The organism is Polynucleobacter rarus (genome assembly GCF_003072505.1).
GTDB classification, from domain to species: Bacteria; Pseudomonadota; Gammaproteobacteria; order Burkholderiales; family Burkholderiaceae; genus Polynucleobacter; species Polynucleobacter rarus.
This window is the reverse complement of record NZ_NTGB01000001.1, coordinates 2,589,927-2,611,344: the sequence shown is the minus strand read 5'-3', so window position 1 is coordinate 2,611,344 and position 21,418 is coordinate 2,589,927. Positions and strand designations below refer to the sequence as shown.

The window sequence follows — 21,418 nt, the reverse complement described above, 5'->3', positions numbered from 1 at the left end:
TATTTAATGAAAATTTTAAAGTGCTTAGTCACGATCAAGCCATACGGTTATTGGGTAAAGATCTTCAGCCAAGGATTAACAGTCCTTGGAAAGTAGTTATTCTTCAGTGCCAATTAACGATTCTTGTTACAATTTTAACTTCGCTAATTAATATAAATTTTCAAGTTAATGATGTTGTAATTTCATTACTATGTGGATCAATTTTAGGGGTTCTCCCTAATATTATGTTTATAATGCGAATGCAGTTTAACAAAAGTAGTCACAAGAGATCTGCCAAAAGTTTTGTTTATACTTTAGTTTTCGCAGAATTCATAAAAATTACATTTTCGTTAATTATAATATTTGTAGTCGTGAGGTATGTACCTCAAATTAAGTGGTTTCCCTTTTTGGGGATGTTTATTATCACCTTGCAAGCCCATTGGTTGCAGGGTCTAAATTTTAAGTTTTTACGATAAGTCATCAGGATATAAGTAATGTCAACAACAGCTGAAGGTTTACAACCGACCGAATACATTATTGAACATTTAACAAACCTAAATAATCTGGGTGAAGTTCAATCTAAAATAGTAGATTTCAGCGTTATCAACTATGACACAATTTTCTGGTCAGTATTAATGGGTGTGTTGGCGGTTGGGTTTTTAATTCTTGCTGCTCGTAAAGCAACATCGGGTGTACCAAATCGTTTTCAAGGTTTGATTGAATTAGTTGTTGAGTTGGTTGAAGCGCAATCTAAAAACATTGTTCATGGAGACAGAACATTTATTGCCCCCTTGGCTTTATTAGTATTCTGCTGGATCATATTCATGAATACCCTGGATTTAATTCCTATTGATTGGATTAATGGCGTTAACGCTTTACTGGGTAACTTTCATTTACATATACCGCATCATAAAATTGTTCCAACAACTGACCTAAATGGAACGATGGGTATGTCTATTTCTGTTCTATTAATCATTTTGTACTACAGTGTCAAAATTAAAGGTATTGGTGGATTTGCACACGAGTTGGTATCAGCTCCTTTCGGTGCAAAGTGGTACTTAGCTCCTTTTAACTTGTTGTTAAATCTCATCGAGTATGTGGCAAAGACAGTTTCTTTGGGTATGCGACTATTTGGAAACATGTATGCTGGCGAATTAATTTTTATGTTAATTGCGCTACTTGGCGGTATTTGGACATTTGGCGTTGATTTGTCCTTTTTGGGCTTCATTGGGCACGTTATCGCTGGAGCTATATGGGCGGTTTTCCATATTTTAGTTATTTTATTACAGGCATTTATTTTTATGATGTTGACTTTGGTTTACATTGGCCAAGCACATAGTCATCATTAATTCAGGTTTTCATTTTTCATTTTTCATTTTTTAACACTAGGAGTCAACAATGCAAGAATTCATCTCTAATATTCAAGGTATGACAGCAGTCGCCATTGGTATCATCATTGGTCTCGGTGCTATCGGTGCTTGTATCGGTATCGGTCTAATGGGTGGTAAGTACATTGAAGCATGTGCACGTCAACCTGAATTAATCGAGCCACTACAAACTAAAATGTTCTTGTTAGCTGGTTTGATTGATGCGGCTTTCTTGATTGGTGTTGGTATTGCAATGTTATTTGCATTCGCAAACCCATTGTTGTCAAAATTAGGTAGCTAATATTAGTTATTTAGGAAACTACCAGAAATTTCTGGTAGTTATTAAAATGAACCGAAAGGAAAAGCCGTGAATCTGAACGCGACCCTATTCGCGCAAATGGTTGTGTTTTTTATTCTTTGGTGGGTTGTGGCTACATTTGTTTGGCCACCGCTTGTAAAAGCCTTAGATGAAAGAGCAACTAAAATTGCAGATGGTCTTGCTGCAGCTGAAAAGAGCAAGACAGATTTAGAAATTGCTACTAAACGTGCTGATCAAGCTTTAGCGGATGCTAAAAGTGAAGGTGCTCAAAGAATTGCTGAGGCAGAGAAAAAAGCTCAACTTAGTGCAGATGAAATCAAAAACAATGCACGAAGTGAAGCAGCTCGTATTATTGCTCAAGCAAAATCTGAAGCAGATCAACAAATTATTAGAGCTAGAGATACTCTCAGAAATGAAGTAGCTACTCTAGCGATAAAAGGTGCTGAGCAAATTTTACGTCGTGAAGTAGATCAAAATGCTCACCAGGCATTACTAGAACAATTGAAAGCAGAGCTCTAAAATGGCAGATATCGCCACAATTGCACGCCCTTACGCGGAAGCTTTGTCAGAACTAGCTAAAGATAGCGATTTGGCTGCTTGGTTAGAGTCATTAACTGAGTTAGCTCAGCTAGCCGCACATCCAGACATTGCTTCCTTGGCCAACAATCCAAATGTATCTTCAAAGCAAATTTGTGATCTTTTGGCAACTGGTACAAAATCAACACCAAGTGAACCGATCAAACAATTTATTAACTTGGTTGCCCAAAATCACCGTATTTCTGTAATTCCTGAAATTGCCCTTCAGTTTGAGCAAATCAAGAATCAAAGAGAGGGTGCGGCAGAAGTCACTATTACTAGTGCCTTTCCAATCGACGGTTTAGCTTTGGAAAGTTTGCTATCCTCAATTTCGAAAAGATTTGACGGAAAAGCTTTACGACCAACATTAATAATCGATCCAGAATTAATCGGTGGCGTGAAAATACAGGTTGGAGATGAGGTTTTAGACTCATCAGTAAAGTCCAGACTAGAAGCAATGCAAGCTGCAATGTCAGCTTAATGAGAATAAACGAAATTAAAAGACCTTAGGAGTTATAAATGCAACTTAACCCATCTGAGATCAGTGAACTGATCAAAAGTAAAATCAGCGGAGTAGGCGTTGATACTGAAGTTCGTAATCAAGGTACCGTGATATCAGTAACTGACGGAATTTGTCGTATTCACGGCTTATCTGGTGTGATGCAAGGTGAAATGTTAGAGTTCCCTAATAACACTTTTGGATTAGCATTGAACCTCGAAAGAGATTCTGTAGGCGCCGTTATATTGGGCGAGTACGAACTAATTTCTGAAGGTGATCCAGTTAAATGTACAGGCCGTATTTTAGAGGTACCGGTTGGACCAGAGCTCCTTGGTCGTGTGGTAAATGCACTCGGTCAACCAATTGATGGTAAAGGTCCGATAAATGCAAAGCTAACTGATATTATCGAGAAAGTCGCTCCTGGAGTTATCGCTCGTCAGTCAGTCAGCCAACCGCTACAAACAGGTTTAAAGTCTATTGATGCCATGGTTCCTGTCGGTCGTGGTCAGCGTGAGTTGATTATTGGTGATAGACAAACTGGAAAAACAGCTGTTGCTGTCGATGCAATTATTAACCAAAAGGGTAAAGGCGTATATTGCGTTTACGTTGCGATTGGCCAAAAAGCATCAACGGTAAATAACGTAGTTCGTAAACTTGAAGAACACGGAGCTTTATCTTACACAGTAGTAGTGGCAGCAACTGCCTCAGAATCTGCGGCGATGCAATATTTATCAGCATACTCAGGTTGTACGATGGGTGAGTATTTCAGGGATCGTGGCGAAGATGCATTAATTGTTTACGATGACTTAACCAAGCAAGCTGTAGCGTACCGTCAGGTATCGTTATTGTTAAGAAGACCTCCAGGACGTGAAGCGTTCCCTGGTGACGTGTTCTATCTACACTCAAGATTATTAGAGCGTGCAGCAAGAGTAAATGCGGACTATGTAGAGAAATTTACAAAGGGAGAAGTAAAGGGTAAAACTGGATCGTTAACAGCATTACCAATTATTGAAACTCAAGCTGGTGACGTATCAGCATTCGTACCAACAAACGTGATTTCTATTACTGACGGTCAGATTTTCTTAGAAACAGATTTATTTAACTCTGGTATTCGTCCTGCAATTAACGCTGGTATTTCTGTATCACGGGTAGGTGGTGCAGCGCAAACCAAAGTAGTTAAAAAAATGTCTGGTGGTATTCGTACCGACTTAGCTCAATACCGTGAATTAGCTGCTTTCGCTCAATTTGCCTCTGACCTTGATGATGCAACACGTAAGCAATTAGAGCGTGGTCGTCGCGTTACAGAGTTATTGAAACAAGCACAGTATTCACCACAACAAGTATGGCAATTATCCGCAGTTTTGTATGCTGCAAATAATGGGTTTTTGGATGATGTTGAAGTAAAAAACATCCTACCATTTGAAAAAGGATTGTTAGAGCATCTCAAGTCTAAATATGCAGATTTAGTTGGCCGTATTGAAGATACTAAAGACTTAAGCAAAGATGACGAAGTTGCTCTAAAAGCAGCCGTTCAGGATTACAAGCGTTCTGCTTCTTTCTAATTTAAGAAGCTAAGGGAGAGCCTCAATGGCTGGAACAAAAGAGATACGAAATAAAATCAAAAGCGTACAAAATACGCGGAAGATTACAAAGGCAATGGAAATGGTTGCCGCATCTAAAATGCGTAAAGCGCAAGAACGGATGCGTGCAGCTAGACCTTATGCTGAAAAAGTAAAAACGATTGCAGCAAATTTGAGTAAGGCCAATCCAGAATACAAACCAGCGTATTTGGAAACTAGAAAAGTTAAGAATGTTGGTGTGATTTTAATTACAACCGATAAAGGTTTGTGTGGCGGTTTAAATACAAACATTTTAAGAACTCTTGTTAACTCGATGAAAGATTGGTCAAGTAAAGATATTAATGTTGTATGTACTGCAATTGGTTCAAAAGGAATACAGTTTTTAAATCGGGTAAAAGGTAATATTTTGTCTCAAGCTTCCCACATTGGAGATTACCCAAGATTTGAAGACTTAATTGGAACAATTAAAGCTCAACTTGATGCATTTGAAAACCAAGAAGTAGATGAAGTTTATATCGCTTATAACAAATTTATCAACACGATGAAGCAAGAAGCGGTTTTGGAGAAAATCTTGCCAATTTCAGCAGATCAATTAGGAACTAATGATCTAAGTAGAGATGACTCTGGCTGGGATTACATCTATGAACCTGATGCTGAAAGTGTGATTAATGATTTAGTAAAGAGATATATTGAATCTTTAATCTATGTAGCCGTTTCAGAGAATATAGCTTCAGAGCAATCAGCAAGAATGGTTGCGATGAAATCTGCATCTGATAATGCTAAGAATGTTATTAGTGAACTACAACTGGTCTATAACAAAACTCGACAAGCAGCGATTACTAAAGAATTGTCGGAAATTGTTGGTGGGGCAGCCGCTGTTTAATTTATAAGAATTGTAAATATTGATTTTATTGGAGAGATGCGATGAGTAACGGAAATATCGTTCAATGTATTGGAGCTGTAGTTGATATCCAGTTCCCACGCGAAGGTATGCCTAAAGTTTATGAAGCTTTAGTTTTAGATGAAAATAATGAAGCATCATTCGCTGAAAAGGGATTGACCTTTGAAGTGCAACAACAATTAGGTGACGGTATTGTAAGAACCATTGCCCTAGGTTCAAGCGATGGTCTACGTAGAGGAATGACTGTAACATCAACAGGCGCACCGATCTCAGTGCCTGTGGGTCAGGCTACATTAGGCCGAATTATGGATGTTTTAGGTAGACCAATTGATGATGCAGGCCCTATTGCAACTGATGAGCGTCGTGCTATCCATCAGCCAGCCCCTAAATTTGACGAACTTTCGCCTTCAGTAGATTTGTTAGAAACCGGTATTAAGGTGATCGATTTAGTTTGCCCATTTGCTAAGGGTGGTAAAGTTGGTTTATTCGGTGGTGCTGGTGTAGGTAAAACCGTAAACATGATGGAATTAATTAACAACATTGCAAAACAACATGCAGGACTTTCTGTTTTTGCGGGTGTTGGTGAGCGTACTCGTGAAGGTAATGACTTCTATCACGAAATGAAAGATTCTAATGTTTTAGATAAAGTTGCGATGGTGTTCGGTCAAATGAACGAGCCGCCTGGAAACCGTTTGCGTGTTGCGTTAACAGGTTTGTCAATGGCAGAACGTTTTAGAGATGAAGGAAGAGATATTCTTTTCTTCGTGGATAATATTTACCGTTATACCTTAGCCGGAACTGAAGTTTCTGCTTTGTTAGGCCGTATGCCATCAGCTGTAGGATATCAACCAACACTAGCTGAAGAAATGGGTCGTTTACAAGAGCGAATTACTTCAACCAAAACTGGATCGATTACATCTATTCAAGCAGTTTATGTTCCTGCAGATGACTTGACTGACCCATCTCCAGCAACAACATTCCAACACTTAGATTCAACAGTTGTTTTATCAAGAGATATTGCAGCTCTAGGTATTTATCCAGCCGTTGATCCACTTGACTCAACTAGTCGTCAGTTAGATCCATTAGTTGTAGGACAAGAGCATTATGATACTGCTCGTAGTGTTCAGATTACTCTTCAACGTTACAAAGAGTTAAGAGACATTATTGCTATTTTAGGTATGGATGAATTATCACCAGAAGATAAGCTATCAGTTGCTCGTGCTCGTAAAATTCAACGCTTCTTATCTCAACCTTTTCACGTTGCAGAAGTCTTTACAGGATCACCTGGAAAATATGTTCCATTAAAAGAAACAATCAGAGGATTCCAAATGATTGTTAATGGTGAATTAGATCATTTACCAGAACAAGCTTTTTATATGGTCGGAACAATTGATGAAGCAATTGAAAAAGCGAAAAAGCTTTAATAAATAAGGGTTTAGTTACACATGTCAACTATACATATTGATGTAGTAAGTGCTGAGGAAATGGTTTTCTCCGGTGAGGCAAAGTTTGTCTCATTACCGGGGGAGTCAGGTGAGCTTGGCATTCTTCCTGGACATATTCCACTCATTACAAGGATACAACCAGGACCCGTCAGAATAGAAAAAGCAGATGGATCTGATGAGTTCGTTTTTGTTGCTGGTGGAATATTAGAAATTCAACCAAAATGTATTACAGTTTTAGCAGACACAGCTATTCGTGGAAAAGATTTAGATGAAGCAAAATCTTTAGAAGCAAAAAGACGTGCTGAAGAAAATATGGCGAGTCGTGAGTCAGATATTGACTTTGCTAGAGCCCAGTCAGAATTTGCAATTGCAGCAGCCGAATTGGCAACAATAGCAAGGCTAAGAAGAAAGAAGTAAGACGGTTATTAAAACGTTCAAAATTTCGTATTGATCGTTTTAAAAGCGGCTGTTTTACAAAAAAAGGATAGATTAACCCCCGTAATTTCACTCAATAAATCGGGGCGTTAATCTCCTCAAAAGGCCAAGAAATATGTTTTTTTGAATAAATATTATCTTGAGTCATGTCTAATCAATAAGTCATTTAGTCTTTTTTTTCATAGATATATAACCTCTCTTTTGAGGAATTCATTAAGGGAAATTTAATTATTTATATAAGAATATAAAGTTTAAGTTTAAAAAGTTATGTTTTTCAACAACATAATAATCAAATAAGAACTAAATTTATAAAAGTTATGCACAGGTTCGGGCAAAATAAAAAATAACAGTGACTTGTATAAAAAACTTAAACTCACATCTCAGAAAAAAAATCTAAACAATTGATTAAAAACAATTTATATGAAAATAAAATAATGAAAATAGTTTCAATATTTAATTATAAAATTTTAACGTATGTAAAATTAAATTTATCCACGAAGTAATCCACAAAGTTATCCACAGATAAAGTGAGTTAACAGAACAAATAAACTAAATGCATAAACACTTTTTGTTTCAAAAATATTGATGAATTTTGTTCAAGTAGCTTTAGAACTACCTTTATATAAACTCTTCGAATACTCGTGGGATACAACACGAATTGGACGTGAACCAGTAATTGGTCAAATTATTGAAATCGAGTTTGGTAAAAAAAAATGTGCTGGCATCATCATAGAAATAAAAAAAACCAGTAGCGAAAAATCAGAAGAAAAAACTTATAGCGTAAAGGAAGTATTAAGTATTGCTCCATGTGATCCACTGCCTGAAAGAGAAATAAAACTTTATCAGTTTGCTTCAAAGTATTATTTAAGACCAATCGGAGAAGTGATATTTTCATCAATACCTAGAGACTGGAAAATACCAGCCAATTGGACGAGGATTGAGAAATCAATACAGAAAAAAGAAAATAAAAAAACAAGTGAAGATAAAGTAAAAGAACTCAATTTATTCTTCAATGATGAGCAATTAAAAGCAATCAGCACCCTTAACCAAATAACAAACAATAGAATTTACGAAATTTCTTTACTAAAGGGAATAACCGGAAGCGGAAAGACGGCTGTCTATTTAGAGTGGATTAAAAACATTACTAAAGACCAAAACAAACAGTGTTTACTTTTAGTACCCGAAATTAATCTAACACCACAACTTGAACAAACTGTTAAGACAATCTGTACAGAACGAGATGTTGTCATATTACATAGTAATTTAACACCAAGTGAAAGAAATTATGCTTGGTTAAAAATACAAAAAGGAGAAGGACAAATAATTGTCGGAACTCGTCTTAGTGTTTTGACACCAATTAAAAATCTCTCTGCAATAGTTATTGATGAAGAGCATGATAATTCATACAAACAACAAGACGGAATGAGATATTCCGCAAGAGATGTAGCGATATGGCGAGCTGCCCACTTAAAAATACCAGTCTTATTGTGTTCTGCGACTCCTTCTCTTGAAACTTGGCAAAAAGTAATAGAGAAAAAAATTAAACTTTTAGAATTAACTAAACGGGCAAAATTAGGCTCGACGATACCGGAAATAATAATTTCAGATATAAAAATCGAAAATAAGACAACTCACTTTAAAGAAATTGGATTAACAAATTATGTAATAGAACAAATAAGGCAAACAAGTAAGAGAGATAAACAAGTTCTAATCTTTATCAATAGAAGAGGATTCGCCCCAATATTAGCTTGTGAAGCATGCACCTGGAAGTCAGGCTGTAAAAAATGTAGTGCTTGGCAGGTATTGCATAAAAAGAATGGGAATCAAAAAACAGCGATGTTACATTGCCATCATTGTGGATTGATAGAAAGAACACCAGAAGCATGTCCAGAATGCGGTAATCAAGATATAAAACCAGTCGGCCTCGGTACACAAAAAATTGAAGAGAATATCGAGAAATTATTTAGCGATCTAAGAATATTAAGAATCGATACTGATGCAACAAGGAAAAAAGGACAAGCTGAAGAGTTATTCCAAAAGGTTCATAGAAATGAAGTAGATGTCATCATTGGTACTCAGATGTTATCAAAGGGACATGATTTCAGTAATGTGGAAACAGTAATAGTAATAGATATAGACAAAAGTTTATATTCATCAGATTTTCGAGCAACAGAAAAAATGTTTGCTCAATTAGTTCAGGTCGCTGGCAGAGGAGGAAGAGGGGAGAATTCAATTAACTCAAAAATAATAATTCAAACTGAATTTCCGGATCATGAAATCTTTCGAGCCTTAAAGGATGAAAATTTAGATTCATTTTATAAAGAACTATTGGAAGAAAGAAAAACAGCAAAATTACCACCCTTTACTTATCAAGCCTTGATATTAGCCGAATCAAAAAACCAAGAAAAAAATGAAGAAGTTTTGATCCAGTTAAAAAAATACCTTGAAAAAGTGGTAAACCCAACTGAAGCCTGCATTATTTATGATCCTATTCCTAGAGGAATACAAAGAGTGGGGGGTATTGAAAGAACACAAATATTAATGGAGTCTAATGATCGCATTAAACTCCAAAAAAGCCTTGAAAAAGGACTCGACTATAGTGAATACCTAAAATCAAAAAATCACTCAATGAGAATAATTATTGAGCGAGATCCAATTACCTTCTAAGCTGAGGCATATTCGCTCATAGGTATACATGCACAGAAAAGATTTCTGTCACCATAAACATTATCAACACGACCAACTGGAGGCCAATATTTATAATCTTTCAAACCATTAACTGGATAAGCAGCAATTTCCCTTGAGTACGGATGAGTCCAATTGGTTTGAACAAGGGATAGAGCAGTATGGGGGGCGTTTTTTAATGGATTATCAGAAGAATCATAAACACCAGAAATAACTTGATCAATTTCCATTTTAATAACCACCATGGCTTCAATAAACCGATCAATCTCAGTCTTCGATTCACTTTCTGTCGGCTCAATCATAAGAGTACCAGGTACTGGAAAGCTCATGGTTGGGGCATGAAAACCAAAATCTATAAGTCTTTTTGCGATATCTTCATTCGAGATGCCAGATATTTTCTGAATAGGACGGATATCTAAAATACACTCATGGGCAACTAATCCATTAGAGCCAGAATATAAGACAGGAAAGTAAGGTGATAGTTTTTTAGCAATGTAATTAGCATTAAGAATCGCAACTTCAGATGACCTTCTAAGCCCTACTGAACCTACCATAGCAATATACATCCACGAAATTGGTAAAACAGAAGCTGAACCAAAGGGAGCTGAAGTTATTCGCGAAACTTCAGGAAAAGACTTATTTACAGTCTTTCCGGTAAAAGATGAAGGGAGAAAAGGAGCCAGATGAGATTTAACAGCAACTGGACCAACCCCGGGACCACCACCACCATGAGGTATGCAAAAGGTTTTATGTAAGTTTAAGTGACTAACATCACCACCAAAAAGTCCAGGGGGAGCGGTACCAACAAGAGCATTCATATTAGCCCCATCTATATAAACTTGACCACCATGCTCGTGAATGATTGCACAGATATCTTTAACACCTGTTTCAAAAACACCGTGAGTACTTGGATAAGTAATCATAATCGCAGCTAAATTATTACTATGCTGTGATGCCTTACTAGTGAGATCAGCAATATCCACATTACCAAACTCATCACAAAGTACGACAACAACTTCTAAGCCAACCATTTGAGCTGATGCAGGATTAGTACCATGAGCAGAAGATGGGATTAAACAAATATTGCGATGACCCTGACCAATAGAATCTAAATACGATTTAATAATAAGAAGGCCTGCATATTCACCTTGAGAACCTGCATTCGGTTGCAAAGAGATTGCATCATACCCAGTCGCACCACATAACATTTTTTCCAACTGTTCAATTAGAGTGTAGTAACCTTTACATTGATCTATCGGTGCAAAAGGATGAATTGAGTTAAAGTGAGGCCATGATACGGGAATCATTTCACTCGTTGCATTGAGCTTCATCGTACAAGAACCCAAAGGAATCATCGTGCGATCTAATGCAAGATCTTTATCAGATAGCTTTTTCATATATCTGAGCATTTCATGTTCAGAGTGATATTTATTAAAGGTTGGATGAGTTAAAAATGGAGAAGTGCGGAGAATTGATTGAGGAATAAAAATATTTGTAAGTTCAGATTGAACAATTGCCGAGGAATTAAATATAGAAGCTAAAGTTTTAACATCCTCAATAGTTGTCGTCTCATCAAATGAAATACCTAAATGATTAGGGTCAATTAAACGTACATTAATGCATAGTTTTTGTGCTTCCTGGAATAGTTCGAGAGACTTTGGAGATTGAATACATAGGGTGTCGAACCAAGCGTCATTCACTAGAACGTATCCAGAACTTAATAGTGATGTTGCTAATAGAGAGGTAAGTTCGTGAGTCTTTGATGCAATTTGTTTTAGTCCAACGGGTCCATGATAAGTAGCAAACATGCCAGCCATAATTGCTAACAATGCTTGAGCAGTACAGATATTGGAAGTTGCTTTTTCACGTCGAATATGTTGTTCACGAGTTTGCAAAGCTAAGCGATAAGCAGGGTTACCAAAACTATCTACACTAACACCAACTAATCGCCCCGGCATACTTCTTTTAAATTTATCTTTAGTTGCCAAATATGCAGCATGAGGACCACCAAAACCTAAAGGTACGCCAAAGCGTTGAGAATTACCTACGACTATATCCGCATCAAAGGATGCTGGTGATTCAATCAAGGTTAAAGCTAAGAGATCAGCAGCAACTACTAAAAGCGCATTTTGATCATGTACATGTTTACTTACAGCGATGTACTGATTTAGTGAGTAAAGTGCACCAGTTCCCCCTGGATATTGGATAAAAGCCCCGAAGAATTGATATTGATGAATATTATTGAAATCATCAACAATAATGTTGATACCAAGGGGTTTTGCCCGAGTTTTAATTACATCAATTGTTTGAGGAAAAGCACTTGCTTCGACAAAAAAATTAACAGAATTTGAGGTGCAAGATCTTTTGGCTAAGGTCATGGCCTCGGCGGCAGAAGTACCTTCATCCAACATGGATGCATTAGCAATATCCATGCCAGTTAGATCAATAATCACTTGTTGAAAATTAATAATTGCTTCCAATCGTCCCTGAGAGATTTCCGGTTGATAAGGAGTATAAGAAGTGTACCAAGAGGGATTTTCCAGGATATTACGTTGAATAACTGCAGGAGTAAAAGTATTGTAATAACCTTGACCAATCCAGTTTTTATAAATTAGATTGTCCTTGGAAATTTTAGATAAGTAAGCAATTGCTTCCGCTTCTGACAATGGATTATCAAACCCCTGTAAATTAATCTCGGAATGAACACGGATGTTTTCTGGAACGACTTCCCCCATAAACTTCGTAAAGGAATCATAACCTAGGATATTCAACATTGCAGATTGATCCTCTTCAGAGGGACCCAAATGCCTAGATAAAAAACCACCGATTACTCCATTTGCCAGAGAGTTTGACATGGAATTTAACCCCCAATTAAAGTGTTATAGGCGTTAGCATCTAGTAAAGACTTTAAATCATCAACATTATTAGGAGAAATTTTAAAAAACCATGACTCATAAGGATTTGAATTAATGAGTTCTGGCTGAGATGTTAACGCTTCATTAATCGCAACAACTTTTCCTGAAATCGGAGCATAAATATCACTAGCTGCTTTAACCGATTCAACGACAGCGCATGACATCTTCGCTTCTAAGTTAGCGCCTAAAGATGGCAACTCTAAAAAAACAATATCACCTAAAGCATCTTGTGCATGGTGGGTAATACCGACCGAAATAGTCCCATCATCATTGAGTGAACTCCACTCATGCGATTCAGCGTAATACAGGTTTTCTGGTAACGACATAAATATCTCCTAAATTAAATTAAACTTTTACCCTTACGAACAAAAGTGGGTTTGACTACTTTTGCCGATATCAATTGATCACGGATAACAACTTGAACAAGTGAGCCGAGTTGCACTTGTAAAGGAACTCTTGCAAAGGCAATGGATTGTTGAAGACTAGGACTAAAAGTACCACTAGTAATTTCACCATCACCAAACTCAGTTTTAACCACTTGGTGACTTCTTAAAATACCTTTGCCGATTAAGATTAAACCAACAAAAGAATAACTTCTAGAGTAATGATGAAGGGCTTGCGAACCAATAAATTGTCGATTGTTACTTAAATCAACGGTCCAGGCCAAACCACAGTCAAAGGGATTAAATCTTGGTTCCATATCTTGACCATATAAATTATATCCAGCCTCGATACGAAGGGTGTCACGAGCACCGAGACCAGCTGGTAAGACACCATGCTGTATAAATAAGTCCCATATTTTATTTCCAAACTTTAAAGGTAAGAACAATTCAAAACCGTCTTCACCAGTGTACCCAGTTCGGGAAAACATTACTTCACCAAATTCAGTGTCAAAAACTTTAGAACCAAAATAGGGGATCGCAGCAAGTTCTTCAGACAATAACGGAAAAACTTTACTGATAGCTATAAGACATTCAGGACCTTGCAAAGCTAAAAGAACTAAAGGGTTTTGCATACCCATAATATTTGAACGTCGGGGAAGGACTTTTAATTCCGTGTAATCTCGAGCAACTGCCCCCATCCACTCTAAATCATTTACAGCGGTACTCGCATTAATAACTAATCGATAAAAGTTATCAATTTTATAAACAATCAAATCATCTAAAATCCCACCATCATGATTCAACATACAGCTATATAGAGCCTGACCTTCATCAGTCAATTTATTAATATTATTTGCTAAAAGATTTTCTAGGAAAGAGTGAGCATCTTTACCACTTACATCAACAACGGCCATATGTGAAACATCAAAAATAGAAACAGAATTTCTAGTATGTAAATGTTCACCTATCTGAGAGCCATAGTGAATAGGCATATCCCAACCACCAAAGTTAAACATCTTGGCATTGAGATCAATGTGTTGTTGATGAAAAATTGTATTGGCAACCATAGGGAATCCTAAAAAAGGCCCCCCTGTCCTTTTACCTGAGAGATTGCATCACGAATGATGTTAGCCCCTTCGGTGTGCAAATGAATGCAGCTCTCCAGAGTTTTAAAAAATGACAGTCCTTTTGCCTGAGCGTTTACGGGCGTATTGCGCCTTCGGCGGTAAAAATTACACTCTCCTATCAATGAGTTTATTTTAACCTAAATAAAGTCGAAATTATTCTCAAAGTTGAAAAAATCAGTATGATAAAGAGATGAGTTTAAAAATAGCAATTGTCCCCGTAACACCATTTGAGCAAAATTGCTCCATATTGGTTTGTGATGAAACCAATCAAGCTGCCATCGTAGATCCTGGCGGTGATTTAGAAAAAATACTAAAGGTAGTTAACGACAATCAGTTGAATGTTGTAAAGATATTAATTACGCACGGTCACTTAGATCACTGTTCGGGAGCGAGCGAATTATCCAAACAATTAAATGTTCCAATCGAAGGACCGCATAAAGAGGATTTATTCTGGATTGAGCAATTGTCAATTCAAGCTCAAAGATTTGGATTTAACCATCAAGCCGAGTCTTTTATTCCAAATCGATGGCTAGTGGGAGGTGACACCGTGAAACTAGGAAATCAATCATTTAAAGTTGAGCACTGCCCTGGACATACACCAGGTCATATAGCTTTCATCAACGAAGAAGCTCAAATTGCGATTGTAGGAGATTTACTATTTGCAGGTTCAATCGGGAGAACTGATTTCCCGAGAGGAAATCATCAAGATTTAATAACATCAATTAAAAAGAATCTTTTTAAATATGGAGATGAGATTCGGTTTGTGCCAGGACATGGACCAAACTCAAGTTTTGGTGAAGAAAGGTTAAACAATCCCTTCCTTCAGTAAGATGAAAGCATTATTCCTTGGCAGAACCCGTTCTATGAGTTCTATTGTATAAACAACTTGCACAGATCCAACGCTGTTTTTTATTACTAGTTGGAATCCAAGTACCACCTTCTAAACGTTTTTCACGACTGCAAGAAGAACAAAATTTAAGTGATTGAGAAGCAGTGTCAGTCGTTTGTATACTTGTTTCTGTAGTTGTAGTTGTAATTGTTGTTGTAGTCATAGTAACCTCGAGCAGCAAAACCCCTATTTTAACACCGATTCAAAACCCCTACATTAGGGGCTCGGAATCACTTGTATAGATTCAGCAGTTTTATTGCCGTTGAAATCAAGCCAATACTTGTTTTTAAAGTCATATAACTTACATAACTTGGCGGTTTCGAAATACCATTTCCAAGAAAACGGTTGGACAATGATTCTACCTGGTAGCAAATGCTCTAATTGAGCTTGAGCATCTTTAAGGTTGTACAAAGGAACACCCATATCTACGTGATGCGCAGTATGCTCCATGATGTGATGCATCGTGGCACCAAAGTTACGCTTGAAAGTCAAATGGACTGTCGTTGAAACAAAAGGTTGAGCCTTCATCCACTCTGTCTTGTTATCGTACCAAGATACGCTAGTATGCGTGTGGTGAACATAAACAACCCATCCTATCATGCCATTCCAGAATAAATACGGAATTACAAAACCACATATTAGAGTTGTGAAATAAGACTGATTTGTCAAATAAGCACCATAAACTAATGCACCAATCCAAAGAACCCCAAAGGCAGATACTAAGCAACTATCCTTAAAGAATATCTTGCGAGTAGATGGCATATTCTTTTTCGTTGGGAAATACATCTTATTCCACCAAATTTCAATGAGGTAATAAAAAACAGGACCCCATCCGCTGCGATATAAGCGTTCTAAATTTTGACGCCAAACAGGCATTTTATTAAACTCTTCGAGGCTGGGTGGTGCCCAAACAAAATCAAAACCTTTTAAATTGGTTTGGCCATGATGGACAACGTTATGTCCAACTTCCCATAGACTAAAAGGTGTGAGCGAAGGGAAAAATGCTATACGGCCTAGCCATTTATTTAACTCTCTATGTGGAGTAAAACTTTGATGACAAGCATCGTGACCTAAGATGAATAACCTACCAATCCAAAACCCAGCAATATTGCCAAGGACTATTTTGACCAATAAATTTTCTATCAATACCGTACCTGCAATTAATGCAAACCAAATCACAATATCAGCAACAAGCAGTGAAACAGCTTTGACAGTCTGCTTATTAGCAAAAGGCTCAATCATACCTCTGATGATTTTTCTATTCGGAATAGGTAAACCTTCAGGGATCGGAGTATCGAAAGTTGTTTGATTAGTAGTTGTAGTAGACATAGATAAATCAAATTAAATTAAATAATTCATTATTTTAAGGTTCTTTTAAGAAGAGCGTATGTTGACTTCAAAAGAATTAAAAAGCCACTTTCTAAATCAAAATTAATTACTTGGAATCTGGTCGGAAAACTAACATCAAAATTACATTTTCAAACACTTGAAAAAAAGAAATATCAGAAGAAAAAAGGCTTGATGTTAATAAAACCCTTAAAAATCAATACATTGGAAATTATTAAAAAACAACAAACATAGGATATGCAAGAAACAAAGTACAAAAAACATCCCAAATGAACAATTACTCTAGAAATAAAATATAGTATCGCAAAATAGAAGATCAAATAAAAGCCATTCTTCGCAGAGGCCTATTGTTACTAATAAGATTAGAAGCTTTGTGTTAAGTAAGCACTAAATTACCAATTCTTCAGTGAAAATAGGAGAATTACAATAAGAAAAGAAAATGGCGCGCCCGGCTGGAATCGAACCAGCGACCCTTGGCTTCGGAGGCCAATACTCTATCCACTGAGCTACGGGCGCCTTTTAATAGCCATATTGTAAGTGACTAACAGTTCAATAAGAACAAATAATTTCTAAACCGCAAATAGGATGTCAAGTTATTGTTATGAACTCTCGTTATAATTAGTAAATTCAATAATTTATATCAAAACAGTTTCAAAGGAAAAGTAATGAGCGAAGAACATGGCAACTTAATTAAATCACCTAAACAATTGATTTTAATGGTGATAGCGGCATTTTTTATTCCATTAGTTGTAATTCTTTTGCTTTTGACTTATGCCAATAGTCAGAATAAACCTTCAGCCTCTGAAGATCAAGAAATAGCAAATAGGTTAATTAAACCTGTCGCAAACTTAGACTTCAAAGATGCAAGTGCACCAAAAGTGTTAAAAACAGGAGAAGAGGTTTATAAAAATGTTTGCACATCATGCCACACTTCGGGAGCTGCAGGTGCGCCAGTCATGGGTCAAAATGCTGCCTGGGCTTCCAGAATTAGCAAAGGTTATCCGACCCTGTTAACGCATGCTCTTAAAGGCTACAATGCCATGCCCGCAAGGGGAGGCTCATCGCCTGATGACGTAAGCGATTTCGAAATCGGCCGGGCGATTGTCTATATTGCAAATAACTCTGGTGGAAAATTAGCTGAACCTTCTGAAGCTTCTGCTGACAAAGAGTCTACTAGCAAGAAAAAGTAAAATAAAGAACAATCAAGCATTGGCCAAGTATTTTGGTCAATGCTAAATTCTTTATGACCAATATTAGCAAACGGGTCTAATCTTCTAAGGTCTGTGAATCTTTCTTTGCATCTGAATTTTTCAACTCTAAAGCCAACTGATAAGCTTGGTTTTTAGAGAGTACACCGGACTGTGAAAGTACCTCAGCAATTTGCTTACTACCCAAGTGCTGTGAAAGTAAATTAATCAAATGATGAGAGTTAACCGTAACTTCTTGAGAATCCTGGGATAAGTCAGAAGAAGTTCTGAATCCCTCAACGATAATACAAAATTCCCCTTTTAAAATATGTTCATCCTCTAACCAATTAAGCATTTGGCTGGAAAGAACGTAGTGAAGGGTTTCAAATTTTTTAGTCAGTTCACGCCCCACCAAAATTGTTCTAGTTTCATCTTTTAATGCAGAGCCAATTTCAGTTAGTGTTTCTTTAATTCTTTGAGGGGACTCAAAAAAAACACTGGCTAAGGACGAAGTATAAATTTTTTGCAGTAATGCTTTTCGATCTCGACCTTTTGTCGGTAAGAAACCCAAAAACTGAAATCGACCTTCAGAGTGAATGGTGGTAATACCAGATACCGACAATGCAGTACTGATGGCACTAACACCAGGAATGGGAATAACCCTTTTTCCGGCTTGAATCAAGGTATTAACAAGCTTTGCGCCGGGATCTGAAATACCGGGAGTCCCAGCATCTGAAACATAAGCCCATCGTTGACCAAGAGAAATTAGACCAAGTAATTTTTGTGATGCAACAACTTCATTATGGTCATGGATAGCCATCAATGGTTTTTGTATACCCAAATAATTAAGTAAATGAAGAGTATGCCTAGTGTCTTCACAAGCGATACCATCAACGTGCTGCAAAACATAAGCAGCTCGGAAGGTTATGTCTGCCATATTACCAATTGGCGTACTTACAATATACAGACAAGAATCAGGTAAATCCTGCGTTCTTAAAGATTCAGTAATTAATTGGCTCATTAAAATATTTGTTGCGTAACAATTTCGAATTGAATGTTCGATAATATGATGACATCATATACACATTCAAATAATATTAACTAAAGTCACTGCAAATGGATACAAACTTAATAACTAGAGTCGGAAATCACTTCGAAGACAGCATCGCAACTAAGCAAAAGAGTAAAGATGTTTTAGCTGTTGACCTCGCAAGAGCCATAGAACTAATGTTCCAATGCGTCAACGCAGGTGCAAAAATTTTGGCTTGCGGAAATGGTGGTTCTGCAGCAGATGCACAACACTTTGCGGCCGAGTTGGTTGGTCGTTTCGAGCGTGAAAGAAAAGAATTGGGTGCAATAGCTCTAACGACTGATTCATCCATACTGACTGCGGTTGGAAATGATTATGGATATGATGAAATATTTAGTAAGCAAGTAAGCGCCTTAGGAAAGGCAGGGGATATCTTACTGGCAATATCAACTTCAGGTAATTCAAAAAACGTCATAAAAGCAATTGAAGTTGCTAAGAGTAAAGGTATTGCAGTAATTGCATTAACTGGAAAAGATGGTGGGGCTATGGGCAAAATGATTGGGGCCGGAGATATCCACCTCTGCGTTCCAGCTGATAGAACAGCTCGAATTCAAGAAACACATTTATTGATTCTGCATTGTTTGTGCGATGGCATTGATTACTTATTACTAGGATAAAAACATGAAGTTATTTGCGAAGGTTAGAAACGCAGCATTATTATTAAGTGTCGCGTCAATTTTACCCGGGTGCTTCCCTATTATTGCTGGCACGGGAATCTATAGTGCAATGGTTCTAGCAGATAGAAGACCTATATCGGTTACCACCATCGATCGGGGTATTCAACTTGAGTTAGATGCGAGTTTAAAAAATAAAGTGGGTACAGATGCGCATATTAACGTGAGTGTCTTTAATCAAAAGGTATTATTAACTGGAGAGGTTCCTAACCAAAGTTATAAAGACCTAGCTGTAAAAGAAGTAAGTCAGCAAGTAAATGTCAAAAAAGTATTTGATGAGTTGAAAATAACGGGATCAAGTTCGACAGAGGATCGATTACTTGATTCCTCTTTGTATAGCTTAATTAAAGCAAAATTTGTCGCAACCTCCGACATCCCCTCAAACTCAATGAAAATCGTCGTAGAGGCAAAAAGGGTGTATCTGATGGGGGTTGTTACTGAGCTAGAGGCAAAAGCCGCAGCAACGGTCGCTAGTAAAGCTAGTGATAGTGTTAAAGAGGTTGTTAAGTTGATGGATATTATTTCTGAAGAGGAAAAGAAAAAATTAGATTCAATGGGCGTGGTTGAAACTAAGAAATAATTAATATGGTTCGACTTGCTTATATCTGGCAGTGTATTGTAGGAATTGGTGTAGGCTTAAACATAGCTAGCGCTTCAGAAGTTTCCGAGGGGCGAGATATTGCAAGAAAAAACCTTTGCCTTGGTTGTCATGCCGAAACAAAAAAAGTCGTTGGCCCGGCCTTTATGGAGATTGCTAAGAGATATGACAGCTCGCCCGCATCCTATACTTATTTATCAAGTAGGATCAAAGAAGGTGGAGTAGGTGCTTGGGGGGCAATCCCAATGCCAGCAAATAAAAATAACATCACAGACAAAGAAGTAAATCTCGTAATTCAATGGATATTTAGCTTGCGTAGATAAAGCAAACATTTTTAATCATGTGAAGATCAGACCAATTTCGGAAATCGATATATCCGCTTAGTAATCTTCAAAGTTTGTTTAACAGAGCGTTTAATTGTGTAATCAACAATTGCAGCTTGGGCTTCAAGCGCTTCTTTTAAAACGGATGCATGATTACCTGGAGTAATTCTTAAAAATGCATCAGCCTCGCCATGAGACTTTTCTACTAGCATGCCAGCCTTCTTCGCAATATGCATCATTCCCGCGTTAGTAGATAAACAATGAACGTACAAAATATCAATGTTACTGTTACGACAATGAATGGCGGCTCGCATAAAAAGGGCTGTACCAATTCCAATACCCCTGCCAGTGGCCGAAACAGAAACGCCAAATTCAGCATCTTTTGAGGGTGCCTTAACACTGTGGCAATAAGCAAGGTGGGCAAAACCTACCAACTTGAGATCTAAGTTAAACACTCCAAAAAAAACATCACGAGAAAAATCAAATGAATTGACGTAATTGTCTAAAAAAAGATCCGATGCAAACATTCCGAACCTTAATAACCGATCTTCTTCATCTAGTTCCTTCAAATGAAACCTAATTTTATCGAGATGAATAGAAGATAACTCCAATACTGAGACAGGATTTGAATTATTAGAGAAGATGTTTGAGTTTTTTTGCATAAATAGAATAGTGTTAACAAGTCCATTCTATAGTAATTAAGGAAAGTTATCAGGGTTAACCCGTATAAAAGGATGGTAATCTTGAAAATTAAGTAAATTATTTTCAATTATTTTTAAAAACTTTAAACCCTTATAAATAAAGGCTGTAGAGATAAAAAGAAGTAAATTATGCAAATTATTTGTAAATTATTTAAAGTTTTTCTGCAGAAAGTGTTGACAAGGGCAATTGGTTCAGATAAAGTCTTATTTCTCCGCTGCATGTATGTAATAAAAAACAAACAAACAGCCACTCTTTAAAAATTAGTTAACCGATAATTGTGGGTACTACAGGAAAGCATTTAGTCCTTTTGGACAATGAAATAAAAGTAGTACTCACTTAACAGTAAATTGATTCAAATAGTAATATCTGAGTCATTTCTTTGAGTGAGCGACATGCC

At 37.0% G+C, this 21,418-nt stretch carries 22 protein-coding genes, 1 tRNA gene and 1 riboswitch; of the genes, 15 read left to right on the top strand and 8 right to left on the bottom strand.

The annotated features are described in order from the left end of the window. The first annotated feature begins 20 nt into the window (after positions 1 to 20). The 10 genes from AOC35_RS15940 (at position 21) to priA (ending at position 9,768) form a co-directional block, all read left to right on the top strand. The gene (locus AOC35_RS15940) at positions 21 to 455 is read left to right on the top strand and encodes an ATP synthase subunit I (RefSeq protein ID WP_425440647.1); all 435 of its coding nucleotides are present in this window, start codon (positions 21 to 23) and stop codon (positions 453 to 455) included. Between the two features lie 18 nt (positions 456 to 473). Next, entirely contained in the window at positions 474 to 1,328 is an 855-nt protein-coding gene (atpB, locus tag AOC35_RS12660) for a F0F1 ATP synthase subunit A (protein ID WP_108647526.1), read from the top strand. A gap of 49 nt (positions 1,329 to 1,377) precedes the next feature. Next, complete coding sequence (atpE, locus tag AOC35_RS12655) at positions 1,378 to 1,647, top strand: F0F1 ATP synthase subunit C (RefSeq protein ID WP_108647524.1); 270 nt, start codon at positions 1,378 to 1,380, stop codon at positions 1,645 to 1,647. A 66-nt stretch (positions 1,648 to 1,713) separates the two neighbouring features. After that, entirely contained in the window at positions 1,714 to 2,184 is a 471-nt protein-coding gene (locus AOC35_RS12650) for a F0F1 ATP synthase subunit B (RefSeq protein WP_108647522.1), read from the top strand. Position 2,185: 1 nt separating this feature from the next. Next, positions 2,186 to 2,722 carry a F0F1 ATP synthase subunit delta gene (locus AOC35_RS12645; RefSeq protein ID WP_108647520.1) on the top strand — a complete coding sequence of 179 codons (537 nt, stop codon included), beginning with the start codon at positions 2,186 to 2,188 and terminating at the stop codon, positions 2,720 to 2,722. Positions 2,723 to 2,760: 38 nt separating this feature from the next. After that, complete coding sequence (gene atpA, locus AOC35_RS12640; RefSeq protein WP_108647518.1) at positions 2,761 to 4,302, top strand: F0F1 ATP synthase subunit alpha; 1,542 nt, start codon at positions 2,761 to 2,763, stop codon at positions 4,300 to 4,302. Between the two features lie 25 nt (positions 4,303 to 4,327). Continuing rightward, a complete protein-coding gene (gene atpG / locus AOC35_RS12635; protein WP_108647516.1) occupies positions 4,328 to 5,203 on the top strand; it encodes a F0F1 ATP synthase subunit gamma in 876 nt (291 codons plus the stop codon). A gap of 41 nt (positions 5,204 to 5,244) precedes the next feature. Continuing rightward, positions 5,245 to 6,645 (top strand): F0F1 ATP synthase subunit beta, encoded by a 1,401-nt coding sequence (atpD, locus tag AOC35_RS12630; protein WP_108647513.1) that lies wholly within the window; start codon positions 5,245 to 5,247, stop codon positions 6,643 to 6,645. A 21-nt stretch (positions 6,646 to 6,666) separates the two neighbouring features. Further along, positions 6,667 to 7,083, top strand: a complete 417-nt coding sequence (locus tag AOC35_RS12625) for a F0F1 ATP synthase subunit epsilon (RefSeq protein ID WP_108647511.1) — start codon at positions 6,667 to 6,669, stop codon at positions 7,081 to 7,083. A 603-nt stretch (positions 7,084 to 7,686) separates the two neighbouring features. Next, on the top strand, positions 7,687 to 9,768 hold the full coding sequence (priA, locus tag AOC35_RS12620; RefSeq protein ID WP_108647509.1) for a replication restart helicase PriA: 2,082 nt from the start codon (positions 7,687 to 7,689) through the stop codon (positions 9,766 to 9,768). On the opposite strand, the gene gcvP is transcribed toward priA, so the two are convergent. From gcvP to gcvT, 3 genes are read right to left on the bottom strand one after another with little or no spacing between them, the layout of a single operon-like run. Next, positions 9,765 to 12,641 (bottom strand): aminomethyl-transferring glycine dehydrogenase, encoded by a 2,877-nt coding sequence (gcvP, locus tag AOC35_RS12615; RefSeq protein ID WP_108647506.1) that lies wholly within the window; start codon positions 12,639 to 12,641, stop codon positions 9,765 to 9,767. The two genes, priA and gcvP, sit on opposite strands and share 4 nt — an antisense overlap. A 5-nt stretch (positions 12,642 to 12,646) precedes the next feature. Continuing rightward, entirely contained in the window at positions 12,647 to 13,027 is a 381-nt protein-coding gene (gene gcvH, locus AOC35_RS12610) for a glycine cleavage system protein GcvH (protein ID WP_108647504.1), read from the bottom strand. Between the two features lie 14 nt (positions 13,028 to 13,041). Then, on the bottom strand, positions 13,042 to 14,151 hold the full coding sequence (gcvT, locus tag AOC35_RS12605; RefSeq protein WP_108647501.1) for a glycine cleavage system aminomethyltransferase GcvT: 1,110 nt from the start codon (positions 14,149 to 14,151) through the stop codon (positions 13,042 to 13,044). 103 nt (positions 14,152 to 14,254) lie between these two features. Continuing rightward, a riboswitch (glycine riboswitch) is annotated at positions 14,255 to 14,339 on the bottom strand. A gap of 62 nt (positions 14,340 to 14,401) precedes the next feature. Here gcvT and AOC35_RS12600 point away from each other — a divergent pair. Further along, complete coding sequence (locus AOC35_RS12600) at positions 14,402 to 15,040, top strand: MBL fold metallo-hydrolase (protein WP_108647498.1); 639 nt, start codon at positions 14,402 to 14,404, stop codon at positions 15,038 to 15,040. 10 nt (positions 15,041 to 15,050) lie between these two features. Here AOC35_RS12600 and AOC35_RS12595 read toward each other — a convergent pair whose 3' ends face one another. The 3 genes from AOC35_RS12595 to AOC35_RS12585 form a co-directional block, all read right to left on the bottom strand. Continuing rightward, a complete protein-coding gene (locus AOC35_RS12595) occupies positions 15,051 to 15,263 on the bottom strand; it encodes a hypothetical protein (RefSeq protein ID WP_108647496.1) in 213 nt (70 codons plus the stop codon). Between the two features lie 53 nt (positions 15,264 to 15,316). Then, positions 15,317 to 16,429 (bottom strand): fatty acid desaturase, encoded by a 1,113-nt coding sequence (locus AOC35_RS12590; RefSeq protein WP_108647493.1) that lies wholly within the window; start codon positions 16,427 to 16,429, stop codon positions 15,317 to 15,319. Between the two features lie 458 nt (positions 16,430 to 16,887). Next, positions 16,888 to 16,963 (bottom strand) — tRNA-Arg (locus tag AOC35_RS12585). A gap of 149 nt (positions 16,964 to 17,112) precedes the next feature. Here AOC35_RS12585 and AOC35_RS12580 point away from each other — a divergent pair. Continuing rightward, positions 17,113 to 17,637, top strand: a complete 525-nt coding sequence (locus AOC35_RS12580; RefSeq protein WP_108647491.1) for a c-type cytochrome — start codon at positions 17,113 to 17,115, stop codon at positions 17,635 to 17,637. Positions 17,638 to 17,713: 76 nt separating this feature from the next. Here the strand turns inward: AOC35_RS12580 and rsmI are convergent, their stop codons facing one another. Further along, positions 17,714 to 18,655 carry a 16S rRNA (cytidine(1402)-2'-O)-methyltransferase gene (rsmI, locus tag AOC35_RS12575; protein ID WP_108647488.1) on the bottom strand — a complete coding sequence of 314 codons (942 nt, stop codon included), beginning with the start codon at positions 18,653 to 18,655 and terminating at the stop codon, positions 17,714 to 17,716. Between the two features lie 95 nt (positions 18,656 to 18,750). Between rsmI and AOC35_RS12570 the strand changes: the two genes are divergently transcribed. Genes AOC35_RS12570 through AOC35_RS12560 form a run of 3 tightly spaced genes read left to right on the top strand, consistent with a single transcriptional unit; the run spans position 18,751 to position 20,319 of the window. Beyond that, on the top strand, positions 18,751 to 19,341 hold the full coding sequence (locus AOC35_RS12570) for a phosphoheptose isomerase (protein WP_108647485.1): 591 nt from the start codon (positions 18,751 to 18,753) through the stop codon (positions 19,339 to 19,341). A 4-nt stretch (positions 19,342 to 19,345) separates the two neighbouring features. After that, positions 19,346 to 19,978: a BON domain-containing protein gene (locus tag AOC35_RS12565; RefSeq protein WP_108647482.1), complete on the top strand. Its 633-nt coding sequence runs from the start codon at positions 19,346 to 19,348 to the stop codon at positions 19,976 to 19,978. 5 nt (positions 19,979 to 19,983) lie between these two features. Continuing rightward, positions 19,984 to 20,319 (top strand): c-type cytochrome, encoded by a 336-nt coding sequence (locus AOC35_RS12560; RefSeq protein WP_108647480.1) that lies wholly within the window; start codon positions 19,984 to 19,986, stop codon positions 20,317 to 20,319. 26 nt (positions 20,320 to 20,345) lie between these two features. Here AOC35_RS12560 and AOC35_RS12555 read toward each other — a convergent pair whose 3' ends face one another. After that, positions 20,346 to 20,981 (bottom strand): GNAT family N-acetyltransferase, encoded by a 636-nt coding sequence (locus AOC35_RS12555; RefSeq protein ID WP_108647477.1) that lies wholly within the window; start codon positions 20,979 to 20,981, stop codon positions 20,346 to 20,348. Between the last annotated feature and the right edge of the window lie 437 nt (positions 20,982 to 21,418).

Excerpts from the sequence above, each read along its gene's own strand:
- atpG (WP_108647516.1), top strand. The coding sequence starts at position 4,328 with ATGGCTGGAACAAAAGAGATACGAAATAAAATCAAAAGCGTACAAAAT.
- priA (WP_108647509.1), top strand. The coding sequence starts at position 7,687 with ATGAATTTTGTTCAAGTAGCTTTAGAACTACCTTTATATAAACTCTTC.
- AOC35_RS12625 (WP_108647511.1), top strand. The coding sequence starts at position 6,667 with ATGTCAACTATACATATTGATGTAGTAAGTGCTGAGGAAATGGTTTTC.
- AOC35_RS12565 (WP_108647482.1), top strand. The coding sequence starts at position 19,346 with ATGAAGTTATTTGCGAAGGTTAGAAACGCAGCATTATTATTAAGTGTC.
- rsmI (WP_108647488.1), bottom strand. The coding sequence starts at position 18,655 with ATGAGCCAATTAATTACTGAATCTTTAAGAACGCAGGATTTACCTGAT.
- AOC35_RS12595 (WP_108647496.1), bottom strand. The coding sequence starts at position 15,263 with ATGACTACAACAACAATTACAACTACAACTACAGAAACAAGTATACAA.
- AOC35_RS12560 (WP_108647480.1), top strand. The coding sequence starts at position 19,984 with ATGGTTCGACTTGCTTATATCTGGCAGTGTATTGTAGGAATTGGTGTA.
- atpD (WP_108647513.1), top strand. The coding sequence starts at position 5,245 with ATGAGTAACGGAAATATCGTTCAATGTATTGGAGCTGTAGTTGATATC.
- atpE (WP_108647524.1), top strand. The coding sequence starts at position 1,378 with ATGCAAGAATTCATCTCTAATATTCAAGGTATGACAGCAGTCGCCATT.
- AOC35_RS12570 (WP_108647485.1), top strand. The coding sequence starts at position 18,751 with ATGGATACAAACTTAATAACTAGAGTCGGAAATCACTTCGAAGACAGC.
- atpB (WP_108647526.1), top strand. The coding sequence starts at position 474 with ATGTCAACAACAGCTGAAGGTTTACAACCGACCGAATACATTATTGAA.
- AOC35_RS12580 (WP_108647491.1), top strand. The coding sequence starts at position 17,113 with ATGAGCGAAGAACATGGCAACTTAATTAAATCACCTAAACAATTGATT.
- AOC35_RS12590 (WP_108647493.1), bottom strand. The coding sequence starts at position 16,429 with ATGTCTACTACAACTACTAATCAAACAACTTTCGATACTCCGATCCCT.
- gcvT (WP_108647501.1), bottom strand. The coding sequence starts at position 14,151 with ATGGTTGCCAATACAATTTTTCATCAACAACACATTGATCTCAATGCC.
- AOC35_RS12645 (WP_108647520.1), top strand. The coding sequence starts at position 2,186 with ATGGCAGATATCGCCACAATTGCACGCCCTTACGCGGAAGCTTTGTCA.
- gcvH (WP_108647504.1), bottom strand. The coding sequence starts at position 13,027 with ATGTCGTTACCAGAAAACCTGTATTACGCTGAATCGCATGAGTGGAGT.
- AOC35_RS12600 (WP_108647498.1), top strand. The coding sequence starts at position 14,402 with ATGAGTTTAAAAATAGCAATTGTCCCCGTAACACCATTTGAGCAAAAT.
- AOC35_RS12555 (WP_108647477.1), bottom strand. The coding sequence starts at position 20,981 with ATGCAAAAAAACTCAAACATCTTCTCTAATAATTCAAATCCTGTCTCA.
- atpA (WP_108647518.1), top strand. The coding sequence starts at position 2,761 with ATGCAACTTAACCCATCTGAGATCAGTGAACTGATCAAAAGTAAAATC.
- gcvP (WP_108647506.1), bottom strand. The coding sequence starts at position 12,641 with ATGTCAAACTCTCTGGCAAATGGAGTAATCGGTGGTTTTTTATCTAGG.